13 protein-coding genes and 1 riboswitch are annotated in these 12,487 nt (G+C 73.1%); of the genes, 8 read left to right on the forward strand and 5 right to left on the reverse strand.

Annotated features, from left to right (window positions below):
• The 4 genes from VIU94_RS25160 to VIU94_RS25175 form a co-directional block, all read left to right on the forward strand.
• The coding region (locus VIU94_RS25160; protein ID WP_331914388.1) for a DUF2690 domain-containing protein at positions 1-591 on the forward strand (591 nt) is incomplete at its 5' end.
• 229 nt (positions 592-820) lie between these two features.
• On the forward strand, positions 821-1,810 hold the full coding sequence (locus VIU94_RS25165) for a malate dehydrogenase (protein WP_331914390.1): 990 nt from the start codon (positions 821-823) through the stop codon (positions 1,808-1,810).
• A 135-nt stretch (positions 1,811-1,945) separates the two neighbouring features.
• Entirely contained in the window at positions 1,946-2,191 is a 246-nt protein-coding gene (locus VIU94_RS25170; RefSeq protein ID WP_318103631.1) for a helix-turn-helix transcriptional regulator, read from the forward strand.
• Positions 2,191-2,688, forward strand: coding sequence for a hypothetical protein (locus VIU94_RS25175; RefSeq protein WP_331914392.1), 498 nt, complete (start codon positions 2,191-2,193; stop codon positions 2,686-2,688). Before VIU94_RS25170 ends, VIU94_RS25175 begins: the two co-directional genes overlap by 1 nt.
• Before the next feature lie 16 nt (positions 2,689-2,704).
• On the opposite strand, the gene VIU94_RS25180 is transcribed toward VIU94_RS25175, so the two are convergent.
• Positions 2,705-3,445: an isocitrate lyase/PEP mutase family protein gene (locus VIU94_RS25180; RefSeq protein WP_331914394.1), complete on the reverse strand. Its 741-nt coding sequence runs from the start codon at positions 3,443-3,445 to the stop codon at positions 2,705-2,707.
• Positions 3,442-3,945 (reverse strand): carboxymuconolactone decarboxylase family protein, encoded by a 504-nt coding sequence (locus VIU94_RS25185; RefSeq protein ID WP_331914396.1) that lies wholly within the window; start codon positions 3,943-3,945, stop codon positions 3,442-3,444. Before VIU94_RS25185 ends, VIU94_RS25180 begins: the two co-directional genes overlap by 4 nt.
• A gap of 46 nt (positions 3,946-3,991) precedes the next feature.
• On the opposite strand from VIU94_RS25185, the gene pdxR reads away from it, so the two are divergent.
• Positions 3,992-5,413 carry a MocR-like pyridoxine biosynthesis transcription factor PdxR gene (pdxR, locus tag VIU94_RS25190; protein ID WP_331914397.1) on the forward strand — a complete coding sequence of 474 codons (1,422 nt, stop codon included), beginning with the start codon at positions 3,992-3,994 and terminating at the stop codon, positions 5,411-5,413.
• A 109-nt stretch (positions 5,414-5,522) separates the two neighbouring features.
• Here the strand turns inward: pdxR and rocD are convergent, their stop codons facing one another.
• On the reverse strand, positions 5,523-6,728 hold the full coding sequence (gene rocD, locus VIU94_RS25195; RefSeq protein ID WP_331914399.1) for an ornithine--oxo-acid transaminase: 1,206 nt from the start codon (positions 6,726-6,728) through the stop codon (positions 5,523-5,525).
• Between the two features lie 107 nt (positions 6,729-6,835).
• Positions 6,836-6,926, forward strand: a riboswitch (ZMP/ZTP riboswitch).
• A 68-nt stretch (positions 6,927-6,994) separates the two neighbouring features.
• Here rocD and glyA point away from each other — a divergent pair.
• The 3 genes from glyA (at position 6,995) to VIU94_RS25210 (ending at position 10,061) form a co-directional block, all read left to right on the forward strand.
• Positions 6,995-8,257 carry a serine hydroxymethyltransferase gene (gene glyA / locus VIU94_RS25200; RefSeq protein ID WP_331914401.1) on the forward strand — a complete coding sequence of 421 codons (1,263 nt, stop codon included), beginning with the start codon at positions 6,995-6,997 and terminating at the stop codon, positions 8,255-8,257.
• Positions 8,258-8,362: 105 nt separating this feature from the next.
• A complete protein-coding gene (gene trpS / locus VIU94_RS25205; RefSeq protein ID WP_331914403.1) occupies positions 8,363-9,376 on the forward strand; it encodes a tryptophan--tRNA ligase in 1,014 nt (337 codons plus the stop codon).
• A gap of 94 nt (positions 9,377-9,470) precedes the next feature.
• Complete coding sequence (locus VIU94_RS25210; protein WP_331914405.1) at positions 9,471-10,061, forward strand: 2'-5' RNA ligase family protein; 591 nt, start codon at positions 9,471-9,473, stop codon at positions 10,059-10,061.
• 15 nt (positions 10,062-10,076) lie between these two features.
• On the opposite strand, the gene dprE2 is transcribed toward VIU94_RS25210, so the two are convergent.
• Positions 10,077-10,832: a decaprenylphospho-beta-D-erythro-pentofuranosid-2-ulose 2-reductase gene (gene dprE2, locus VIU94_RS25215; protein WP_331914407.1), complete on the reverse strand. Its 756-nt coding sequence runs from the start codon at positions 10,830-10,832 to the stop codon at positions 10,077-10,079.
• Between the two features lie 14 nt (positions 10,833-10,846).
• Entirely contained in the window at positions 10,847-12,211 is a 1,365-nt protein-coding gene (gene dprE1, locus VIU94_RS25220; RefSeq protein ID WP_331914409.1) for a decaprenylphosphoryl-beta-D-ribose oxidase, read from the reverse strand.
• Positions 12,212-12,487: the final 276 nt, after the last annotated feature.

Here is a 12,487-nt window from a genome sequence, read left to right on the forward strand (position 1 = left end):
CTCCCCACGCCCCCCACGCCTCCCGCCCCGCCCGCGCCGAACCGGGGCCCTGCCGGTACGGGCGTTCCGCCGCCCGCCCGGGGCGGCCGCGGCCGCCAACGCCTCACCACCCTCTTCGCCACGCTCCTCGGCGCCCTGCTCGTCGTCGTGGCCGCCGTCCTGCTCGCCGATCTCGGCGGCGCGGGCGACGACGGGAAGCGGAGCGCCCCGCCGCCGAGTCCGACGCCCAGCGCGCGGCCGAGCACGCCGCTGCCCGCCGGGGTGAAGTGCAGCGGGGCCGGGTGCGCCGGTCAGGACCCGGAGATCATGGGCTGCGGCGGCGAGTTCGCGGCGACCGTCGCCCGTACCCGGGTCGGAACCGCCGAGTTGGAGGTCCGGCACAGCAGTACGTGCCGAGCCGCCTGGGCGCGGCTCACCGAGGCCGCCCCCGGCGACGTCGTCCGGGTCAGCGCGGCCGGAACCGGCGGCCAGGAGGCCCTGGTGGACGCCGACACCGACGCGTACACGCCGATGGTCGCGGTGGCGCAGGGCACGGACGCGAAAGCCTGCGCCAGCCTGAAGAGCGGCGCGACGGGCTGCACCGGCGGCTGACGCGCCGTCCGGCAGTTGTTCGGAAGGGGTTCGGGCGCGCCTCGGACGGGTGGCAGTGAGCCGTCCCACAAGGGGGAGGGGGTGCGAGGGGGCCGGGGTCGGATAGCCTGACCGCTGGATATCTCTTCACGTCGAGACACCGATCGATCGCGTGATCGATCGTCGATCAGAGGGGTATCCAGCATCAGGGGCAGGGACCCCCACCGCCAGCTGTCTTACGGAGATCGCCATGACCCGCACTCCCGTGAATGTCACCGTGACCGGCGCGGCCGGTCAGATCGGCTACGCGCTGCTCTTCCGCATCGCCTCGGGCCACCTGCTCGGCGCGGACGTGCCGGTCAAGCTGCGCCTCCTCGAGATCCCGCAGGGCGTCAAGGCCGCCGAGGGCACCGCCATGGAGCTCGACGACTGCGCCTTCCCGCTGCTCAAGGGCATCGACATCTTCGACGACCCGAACCAGGGCTTCGAGGGCGCGAACGTGGCCCTGCTCGTGGGCGCCCGCCCGCGCACCAAGGGCATGGAGCGCGGCGACCTGCTCGCCGCCAACGGCGGCATCTTCAAGCCGCAGGGCAAGGCCATCAACGACAACGCCGCGGACGACATCAAGGTCCTCGTCGTCGGCAACCCGGCCAACACCAACGCGCTGATCGCCCAGGCCGCCGCCCCGGACGTGCCGGCCGAGCGCTTCACCGCGATGACCCGCCTGGACCACAACCGCGCGCTGACGCAGCTGGCCCAGAAGACCGGCGCGTCGGTCGAGGACATCAAGCGCCTCACCATCTGGGGCAACCACTCGGCCACGCAGTACCCGGACATCTTCCACGCGGAGATCGCCGGCAAGAACGCCGCCGAGGTCGTGGGCGACGAGGCGTGGCTGGCCGACACCTTCATCCCGACCGTCGCCAAGCGCGGCGCCGCGATCATCGAGGCCCGTGGCGCGTCCTCGGCCGCCTCGGCCGCCAACGCCGCCATCGACCACGTCCACACGTGGGTCAACGGCACCGCCGCGGGCGACTGGACCTCCATGGGCATCCCGTCGGACGGCTCGTACGGCGTCCCGGAGGGCCTGATCTCCTCGTTCCCCGTCACCTGCAAGGACGGCGCGTACGAGATCGTCCAGGGCCTGGACGTCAACGAGTTCTCCCGCACCCGCATCGACGCCTCCGTCCGGGAGCTCGCCGAGGAGCGCGACGCGGTCCGCGAGCTCGGCCTGATCTGAGTCTGAGTCTGAGTCAGAGCTCAGCGCGACTTCCGCCCCGCCCCGGCCTCTTCTGAGGTCGGGGCGGGGCTTTTTCTTGATCCTCTTCGGCTGCTCGTGTTGTGCACCTGCACTCGAATGTAGTACTTCTTATACATGAGCGAGCAGGTGCACAACAGGCTCTCGGCCGTCCGGGCCGAGCGGAAGGTGTCGCGGCAGGCACTCGCCGAGGCAGTGGGCGTCCACTACCAGACCATCGGCTACATCGAGCGCGGCCAGTACAACCCCAGCCTCGACCTGGCCCTGAAAGTGGCCCGGTTCTTCGAGCTCCCGGTGGAGGCGCTGTTCTCCCTGGAGCCGTTCCAGCCGCTCACCGCAGAGGTCTACGGGAGGAAGCAGTGATGACCGCGACGCGCTACGACCGGCGTATGCACACCTTGATGAACGACCGCAGGGCCGCGCCCATGTACGCCACGGCGGCCCGCCGCCGCTTCGCCGTCGGCGCGCACATCGCGCTCACGGCCGCGGGCTTCGCGACCGCGGTCTTCTGGCCCGGGTTCTGGGGCGGGATCGCCATCCTGGTCCTGTTGCTGCCCTGGGCCGTGGCGACCGGCACGATCAACGCCGCCACCCGCGGCCTCCTCGAACTGCGCGGCCGGATGCTCGACGAGCGGCAGCTCGTCGAGCGGGACCGGGTGCGCTCGCTCGCCCACACCGTCACCACGTGGGTGCTGCTCGCCGGCGCGCTCGCGGTGGCCGCGGCCTCCCGGCTCACCGACGCGCACCTGGCCGACCACGTCGCTCCGCTGCTGTTCGCCGCGGTCGCGCTGCACTGGCTGATGCCGCTGTGGGTCGCCGGGCTGCGGGCCGAGGACGAGCCTGCCGACGACGAGCTCTGAGCCGTACGGCTACGGCTCACCCCACCCCGCCGCGCAACTCCTCGGCCAGGTCCCGGACATGGTCGAGCGTGCGCAGCAACAGCCCGGGCCCGAGGGTGATCCGGGTCGCCCCGAGCCGGCCGAGCTCCGCGAATGCGGGGCCGTCCGGCCGGGCGAACGCGTTGACCGGCAACGCGTCCCCGAGGCCGGCCCGCAGCAGCGGGAGGTCCCGGGGCGGCGCGCAGATCGGGTAGACGCAGTCCGCGCCGGCCGCCGCGTACAGCAGGGCGCGGTCGAGGGCCGCGGCCACGGGGTCGGGCGCGCCGCTCAGATAGACGTCCGTGCGGGCGTTGACGAAGAGCGCGTCCCCGGCCTCGGCCCGTACCTCGGCCAGCCAGTCGGCGTGCGCGTGCGCGTCCCGCAGGCCCGAGGCTCCGTCCGAGTCCTCCAGGTTCACGCCGACCGCGCCGGTCTCCAGGACCCGCCCCACCAGCTCCTTCGGGGCCAGTCCGTACCCGCCCTCCAGATCGGCGGACACAGGGACGGACACCGAGCGGACGATCCGCGCGACCGCGGCGAACATCTCGTCGGCGGGGGTGCTCCCGTCCTCGTAGCCCAGCGAGGCGGCGATCCCGGCGCTGGGCGTGGCCAGCGCCTGGAAGCCGGCCGCCTCGAAGGCGCGGGCGCTCGCCGCGTCCCACGGGCCGGGCAGGACCAGCGGGTCGTCGGCCGCACGGCCCACGTGCAGCGCGCGCAACGTGCGTACGGCGGCGCTCACTTGTTGTACTGGCCCGGCGTGTAGTGGCCGGCGACCAGGCGGGTGGTGACGCCGATCCGATTCCAGGCGTTGATGGTGACGATCGCCGCGATGACGCGGGCCAGCTCGTCCTCGTCGAAGTGCTTCGCCACCCGCTCGTACACCTCGTCCGGCACGAAGCCGTCGGTGAGGACGGTGACGGCCTCGGTCAGTTCGAGGGCGGCGGCCTCCTTCTCGGTGTAGAAGTGCCGCGACTCCTCCCAGGCCGACAGCTGGACGATCCGCTCGACCGTCTCGCCGTCGGCGAGCGCGTCCTTGGCGTGCATGTCGATGCAGAAGGCGCAGTGGTTGATCTGCGAGGCACGGAGCTTGATCAGGTGGTACAGGGTGGGGTCGACGTCCTTCGCGGCGGCGGTCTCCAGGCGGACCATCGCCCGGTAGAACTCCGGGACCCGCTCGGCGAGGGCGATGCGGGGGGTGTGCTCGTGGGCGTACTCGGCGTTCGTGCGCGTGCTGGTCATGTCCTCACCGTACGGGCGCTCTGGCGCACCGGTATGGTCCATTCTCATGGCGGACGACTGGGCCATTTTCGGGGCCGACCTGCACCTGGACCTGCGCGGCACGGCCGGACTGCGCACCGGCCTGATGGACGCGCTCCGGGACGCGGTACGAACCGGGCGGCTCCCGGCGGGGACCCGGCTGCCGTCCTCGCGGCAGCTCGCCGCCGACCTCGGGATCGCCCGGAACACGGTCGCCGACGCGTACGCCGACCTGGTCGCCGAGGGCTGGCTCACCGCGCGCCAGGGCTCCGGCACCCGGGTCGCCCGACGGGCCGAGCCGCGCCGGGGCGGGCCGTCTGCGGCACCGTCCGCCGCCCCGCGCCGGCGGACGCCGGGCGGGCCCGCGCACAACCTGAAGCCCGGAACGCCCGACCTCGGCTCGTTCCCGCGCGCGCAGTGGCTCAAGGCGGCCCGACGGGCGATCACCGCCGCGCCCAACGAGGCGTTCGGGTACGGCGATCCGCGCGGCCGGATCGAACTGCGCACCGCGCTCGCCGAGTACCTGGCGCGGGCGCGCGGCGTGTACGCGAGCCCCGAGCGGATCGTGATCTGCTCCGGCTTCGCGCACGGGCTGATGCTCATGGGCAAGGTGCTGCGGGCGCGCAAGACGCGGGAGGTCGCGGTCGACTCGTACGGGCTCGACGTGCACTGGAACCTGCTGGCCGAGGCGGGGCTGCGCACTCCGGCCCTCGGCTTCGACGAACGGGGCACGCGGACGGACGAGTTGGCGGCCCTGAAGGGTGTCGGCGCGGTCCTGATGACGCCCGCCCACCAGTTCCCGCTCGGCGGCGCGCTGCACCCCGACCGGCGGGCGGCGGCGGTCGACTGGGCGCGGACCTCGGGCGGGCTGGTCCTGGAGGACGACTACGACGGGGAGTTCCGCTACGACCGCCAGCAGGTGGGCGCGCTGCAGGGGCTCGACCCGGAGCGGGTGGTGTACCTGGGCACGGCGAGCAAGTCGCTCGCGCCGGCGCTGCGGCTCGCGTGGATGGTGCTGCCCGAAGCGCTGGTCGACGAGGTCGCGGCGGCGAAGGGGCAGGCCGACTGGTCGTGCGGGGTCCTCGACCAGCTGACGTTCGCGGACTTCCTGCAGTCCGGGGCGTACGACCGGCACGTACGGGCGATGCGGCTGCGCTACCGGCGCCGGCGCGACCAACTGGTGGCGGCGCTGGGCGAGGCAGCCCCGGACATCCGGGTCAGCGGCATCGCGGCGGGCCTGCACGCGGTGCTCCCGCTGCCGCCGGGCACGGAGCGGGCGGTCCTGCGCTCGGCGGCCTGGCAGGGCCTGTCGCTGCAAGGCATCGACGCCTTCCGCCACGCCTCGACCCCGCGCACGATCGAGGGCCTCGTCGTGGGATACGGCACCCCGACGGACAGCGCCTGGCCGGGGGCGCTGGAGGCGTTGTGCCGGGTGCTGCCGGGGGAGTAGGGCGCGGTACGGCAATGTCGGGCCGCCTCGTTGACCGGTCGCCCCTGTGCCCCCTCGCCGGCGCGGCTTTCGGCCGCGCCGAGAGGGAGCACCCCCGGTGCGTGTCGGGTCAGTCCGACAGCACCGCGCGCAGCTGCTCCAGGCCCCAGTCCAGGTCCTCCTTGCCGATCACCAGCGGCGGGGCGATGCGGATCGTCGAGCCATGGGTGTCCTTCACCAGGACCCCGCGCTCCATCAGCTTCTCGGAGATCTCCCGGCCCGTGCCCCGCGCCGGCGCGATGTCCACGCCCGCCCACAGGCCGCGGCCGCGCACCGCCTCCACCGCGCCCCCGCCGACCAGCAGGTTCAGCTCGGCGTGCAGGTGCTCGCCCAGCTCCGTCGCGCGCTGCTGGTACTCGCCGGTGCGCAGCATCGCGATCACCTCCAGGGCCACCGCGCACGCCAGCGGGTTCCCGCCGAACGTCGAGCCGTGCTCGCCCGGCTTGAAGACCCCCAGCACGTCCCGGTCCGCGACCACCGCGGAGACCGGCACGACGCCGCCGCCCAGCGCCTTGCCCAGGATGTACACGTCCGGCACGACGTCCTCGTGCTCGCACGCGAAGGTCCGCCCGGTGCGGCCCAGGCCCGACTGGATCTCGTCCGCCATGAACAGCACGTTCCTGCGCCGGGTCAGCTCCCGCACCCCGCGCAGGTACCCGGGCGGCGGCACGAGCACCCCGGCCTCGCCCTGGATCGGCTCCAGGAGCACCGCGACCGTGTTCTCGGTGACCGCCGCCTCCATGGCGGTCAGGTCGCCGTACGGGACGATCTCGAAGCCCGGCGTGTACGGGCCGTAGTGGTCGCGCGCCTCGTGGTCCGTCGAGAAGCTCACGATCGTCGTCGTGCGGCCGTGGAAGTTGTTCGCCGCGACCACGATCTTCGCGTGCCCGTCCGGCACGCCCTTCACCTCGTAGCCCCACTTCCGGGCGGTCTTCACGGCCGTCTCGACGGCCTCCGCCCCGGTGTTCATCGGCAGCACGGTCTCCTTGCCGCACAGCTCCGCGAGACGGTCGCAGAACTCGGCGAACCGGTCGTGGTGGAACGCCCGCGAGGTCAGCGTCACCCGCTCCAGCTGCGCTCGCGCCGCGTCCAGGAGCCGCCGGTTGCCGTGCCCGAAGTTGAGCGCCGAGTAGCCGGCGAGCATGTCGAGATAGCGGCGGCCCTCGACATCGGTCATCCACGCGCCGTCGGCCGTGGCGATCACCACGGGCAGCGGGTGGTAGTTGTGCGCGCTGTGCGCCTCCGCGGAAGCGATCGCGTCTTGCGTTCTCGACACGGGTTCTCCGTTCGTCCTGCGGCCAGGGGCGGGTGTGAGCCCTGTTTCTATCGTCGCTCGGATGATGGACGAAGAAACCTCGGTGACGCCGCGCCCGCTAATCTGGAAACACGCACGGCGACTGGCGTACGGGGAAGCGACCCCGGGGGAGCCGTGCGCGGCAGACCACACGAGGTGCCGCTCGCCTGGGCACCGCGGGACCCTTCCCGTGTGGCGCCGCCCAGAAGTCGCGCCCCGGGATCCGCCGAACCGCCCGGAGGCACGCCATGACCAGCCCGCACCCCGCACTCGCCGCCGCCGACCCCGAGCTCGCCGCGCTCATCGGCGCCGAGGAACGGCTCCAGGCCGAGACCCTGCGGCTCATCCCCAGCGAGAACTACGTCTCCCAGGCCGTCCTGGAGGCGTCCGGGACCGTGCTGCAGAACAAGTACAGCGAGGGCTACCCCGGCCGCCGCTACTACGAGGGCCAGCAGAACATCGACCAGGTCGAGACCCTGGCGATCGAGCGCGCCAAGAGCCTCTTCGGCGTCGACCACGCCAACGTCCAGCCGTACTCCGGCTCCCCGGCCAACCTCGCCGTCTACCTCGCCTTCGCCGAGCCCGGCGACACCGTCATGGGCATGGCCCTGCCGATGGGCGGCCACCTCACCCACGGCTGGGGCGTCTCCGCGACCGGCAAGTGGTTCCGCGGCGTGCAGTACGGCGTACGGCAGGACAACGGGCTCATCGACTTCGACCAGGTCCGCGAGCTCGCCCTGAAGGAGCGCCCGAAGCTGATCTTCTGCGGCGGCACGGCGCTGCCCCGCACCATCGACTTCGCCGCCTTCGGCGAGATCGCCCAGGAGGCGGGGGCGGTGCTCGTCGCCGACGTCGCGCACATCGCCGGCCTGATCGCGGGCGGCGCCCACCCCTCCCCGACGCCGTACGCCGACGTGATCTCGACGACCACCCACAAGACCCTGCGCGGTCCCCGCGGCGCGATGCTGATGTGCCGCGAGGAGCACGCCAAGGCCGTCGACAAGGCCGTCTTCCCCGGCCTCCAGGGAGGCCCGCACAACCAGACCACCGCAGCGATCGCCGTCGCCCTGCGCGAGGCGGCCCTGCCGTCCTTCCGGGCCTACGCCGAGGCCGTCGTCGCCAACGCCAAGGCGCTTGCCGAGGCGCTCCTCGCGCGCGGCTTCGACCTGGTCTCCGGCGGCACCGACAACCACCTGATCCTGATGGACCTCACCCCCAAGGAGGTCCCGGGCAAGGTGGCCGCGAAGGCGCTCGACCGGGCCGGCATCGTCGTGAACTACAACACGGTGCCGTTCGACCCGCGCAAGCCCTTCGACCCGTCCGGCGTCCGCATCGGCACCCCGTCGCTGACCTCCCGCGGCCTGGGCGTCCAGCACATGGCGCAGGTCGCCGAGTGGATCGACCGCGGCGTCGCGGCGGCCGCGAAGGGCGACGAGGCCGCGCTGACCGCGATCCGCGCGGAGGTCGCGGACCTGATGGCCGCGTACCCGGCGCCGGGCCTGCCGGTCTGACGGGAAGGCCCGGGGCGGGCGTCCGCGCGCCCGCCCCAGGTCTGTCGGGAACGCCCGCCCCACGGCCTGTCGGGAACGCCTGCCGCACCTGAGAGAATGTGGAGCATGGCCTCTGACAGTCCTCGCGTGCTCTCCGGAATCCAGCCCACCGCAGGCTCGTTCCACCTCGGCAACTACCTCGGCGCGGTCCGCCAGTGGGTCGCCCTGCAGGAGACCCACGACGCCTTCTACATGGTCGTCGACCTGCACGCCATCACCGTTCCGCAGGACCCCGCCGAGCTGCGCGCCAACACCCGGATCGCCGCGGCCCAGCTGCTGGCCGCCGGCCTCGACCCGGAGCGCTGCACCCTCTTCGTCCAGAGCCACGTCCCCGAGCACGCCCAGCTCGCCTGGGTCTTGAACTGCCTCACCGGCTTCGGCGAGGCCGCCCGCATGACCCAGTTCAAGGACAAGTCCGCCAAGCAGGGCGCCGACCGCGCCTCCGTCGGCCTGTTCACGTACCCGATCCTCCAGGTCGCGGACATTCTGCTCTACCAGGCCGACGAGGTCCCGGTCGGCGAGGACCAGCGCCAGCACATCGAGCTGACCCGCGACCTCGCGGAGCGCTTCAACGGCCGGTACGGGGACACGTTCACGATCCCGTCGCCGTACATCCTCAAGGAGACGGCGAAGATCTACGACCTCCAGGACCCGTCGATCAAGATGAGCAAGTCGGCGCCCTCGCCGAAGGGTCTGATCAACCTGCTCGACGAGCCGAAGACGACGGCGAAGAAGGTCAAGAGCGCCGTCACCGACACCGACACCGTGATCCGCTTCGACGCGGAGAACAAGCCGGGCGTCTCCAACCTGCTCAGCATCCTGTCCACCCTCACCGGGACGAGCGTCGCCGACCTGGAGAAGAGCTACGAGGGCAAGATGTACGGCGCGCTGAAGACCGACCTCGCCGAGGTGATGGTGGACTTCGTCACTCCGTTCCGCACCCGGACCCAGGAATACCTGGACGACCCGGAGACGCTGGACTCGGTCCTGGCCAAGGGAGCGGAGAAGGCCCGGGCGGTCGCCGCGGAGACCCTGGCGCAGACCTACGAGCGGATCGGCTTCCTGCCCGCCAAGCACTGAGTCCAAGGACCCTGGCCACCGAGGTGGTGCAGGCCGCACACTGGCGGCTGCACCACCCATCATCCTGAGAAGACGTACGACGGAGGAGAACGACGTGGGGACCGTAACGCTCGGCGTTTCGATCGCGGTCCCGGAGCCCTATGGCAGCCTGCTCCAGGAGCGGCGCGCGGGCTTCGGGGATCCCGCCGCGCACGGCATCCCCACGCACGTCACCCTCGTCCCGCCGACCGAGGTCGCCGCGGAGCGGCTGCCCCAGATCGAGGCGCATCTCGCCCGGGTCGCCGCCGCCGGCGACCCGTTCGCGATGCGGCTCGCGGGCACCGGAACGTTCCGCCCGCTCTCTCCGGTCGTGTACGTGAGGCTCGCCGAGGGCGTCTCGGAGTGCACCCGGCTGCAGAAGCTCCTGCGGGACGAGGCCGGGCCGCTCGTGCGCGAGCTGCAGTTCCCGTACCACCCGCACGTCACCGTCGCGCACGGCATCGCCGACGAGGCGATGGACCGCGCCTTCGAGGAGCTGGCCGGCTTCGAGGCGGCCTGGACCTGCCGCTCCTTCGGGCTGTACGAGCAGGGCGCGGACGACGTGTGGCGCAGGCTGCACGCGTACCGGTTCGGCGGCGGGGTCCCCGCCCCGGGCGTCCCCGCGCAGGGCTCCCCGGTCGACGCCCCGGCCCCGACGAAGGCGTAGCGCGCCCCCTGCCGGTCACATCGGCAGGCGGCGGAACAGCGGGCGGGGCGCGTGCCGCAGCGCCGACATCACCACTCGCAGCGCGCCCGGCACCCACACCGTCTCGGTGCGCCGCCGCAGCCCCAGCTCGATCGCCTGGGCGACCGCCTCCGGGCTCGTCGCCAGCGGCGCCTCCGCGAGCCCGCGGGTCATCTTCGTCCGTACGAATCCGGGGCGGACGACCATCACATGCACCCCGGTGCCGTGCAGCGCGTCCCCGAGGCCCTGCGCGAAGGCGTCGAGCCCGGCCTTCGACGAGCCGTAGATGAAGTTCGCCCGCCGGGCGCGCTCGCCGGCCACCGACGACAGCACCACCAGCGAGCCGTGCCCCTGCGCCTGGAGGGCCTTCGCGCACACGAGCCCGGCGGAGACCGCGCCGGTGTAGTTGGTCTGTGCGACCCGGACCGCGGCGAGCGGCTCCTCCTCGTCCCGGGCCTGGTCGCCCAGGACCCCGAAGGCGAGCAGCACCATGTCGATGTCGCCCTCGGCGAACAGCTTCCCGAGCCGCTCCTCGTGGGACTCGGTCTCCAGCGCGTCGAAGGGGACGGTGCGCACGTCCGCGCCGAGGTCGCGCAGCGAGTCGGCGGCCGCGGTCAGGGCGGGGGAGGGTCGGCCGGCCAGCCAGACCGTACGGGTGCGGCGGGCGACGAGACGGCGGGCGGTGGCCAGCCCGATCTCGGACGTGCCGCCGAGGACGAGCAGGGACTGGGGGGCGCCGAAGGCGTCCTTCATGGCGGTCACACTCCTCAGAGAGCGAGTCGACGGGACAGGTCCGACCGGAACACCCCGCGCGGGTCGAGCCGCGCGCGGAGCTCGCGGAAGTCGGCGAGCCGGGGGTACATGGCGGCCAGCAGGTCGGGGCGCAGCCGGGAGTCCTTCGCCAGGTAGACCCGGCCTCCCGCCGCCGCGACCAGTTCGTCGAGCTCGTCGAGGAACGCGCCGAGCCCGCTGAGGCTCGCCGGGATGTCGAGCGCCAGCGTCCAGCCGGGCATCGGGAAGGACAGCCAGCCCGGGTCGCCCGCGCCGAATCGCTTCAGCACGGCCAGGAACGACGGGCAGCCGCGGCGCGCGATCCGCCGCACCACCTGCCGCAGCGCCTCCTCCTGCCCGTACCCGACGACGAACTGGTACTGGACGAAGCCGCCGCGGCCGTAGACCCGGTTCCAGTGCGGGACGCCGTCCAGTGGGTGGAAGAAGGCGGGGAGCCGCTGCAGCCGGCCGAAGGAGCGCCGCGGGGCCCTGCGGTACCAGAGCTCGTTGAACAGGCGGACCGTGGTGCGGCCGAGCAGCCCCTCGGGGACGTACGCGGGCGCGGCGGGCAGTGAGGCCGGCCGGAAGGCGCGCGGGGCGCGGCGGGCGCGGAGCGGGAGCGCGTCGTACGGGGCGTGGTCGCCGCGGGTGAGGACGGCCCGGCCGGTCGCCGCGCCCCGCGCGAGCAGGTCGATCCAGGCGACCGAGTACCGGTACTGGTCGTCGGTCGCGGTCAGCCGGGCCATCAGGTCGTCGAGGTCGGTGGCCCGCTCGGTGTCGACGGTCATCAGCGAGGTCTCGACGGGCAGCAGCTCGATCGTGGCGGACAGGATCACGCCGGTCAGGCCCATGCCGCCGGCGGTCGCGTCGAACAGCTCGGTCCCGGGGGCGGCCGTGCGGATCGTGCCGTCGGCGGTGAGCAGGCGCAGCGCGCGCACATGGCGGGAGAAGGAGCCCGAGACATGATGGTTCTTCCCGTGGATGTCCGCGCTGATCGCGCCGCCGACGGTGACGTACCGGGTCCCGGGGGTGACCGGGACGAACCAGCCGAGCGGCAGCAGCACCTCCATCAGCCGGTGCAGGCTGACGCCCGCGTCGCACTCGACGATCCCCTGGGCGGCGTCGATGGAGCGGATCCGGTCGAGGCCGGTCATGTCGAGGACCGTGCCGCCGGCGTTCTGCGCGGCGTCCCCGTACGCACGGCCGAGGCCGCGGGCGATCGAGCCGCGCGGCCCGCAGGAGCGGACGTAGGCGGCGGCCTCCTCGTACGAGCGGGGCCGGACCACACAGGCCAGGGTGGGGGCGGTGCGGCCCCAGCCGGTGATCGGTACGACGTCGGGGAAGTCGGTCTCGGCAGCCATGGCGGTGACCGTATCGCCCTACCTGGGCCCTATGCGTGGTTTGTCACGAGGCTCGCCGAAATGGGTGATTAAACGAGTGTCAGGAAAGATTGCCGTGCCGTACGGCGGTCCCTCGCGTCAGAGTCGCCCCGGGCCGAAGGAGAACCACCGGACGGGGAGGCAGAGCGGATGCGATACGGGGACTGCGCGGGCGCCGAGCGGCGGCTGCTGGCCGTGCTGCGGGGCTGCGGCCGGCGGCCGGCGGTGGCCGCGACGACCCGGCTGCTGTCGTTCGGC

It is taken from the genome of Streptomyces sp. (assembly GCF_036566765.1).
Taxonomy (GTDB): Bacteria; Actinomycetota; Actinomycetes; order Streptomycetales; family Streptomycetaceae; genus Streptomyces.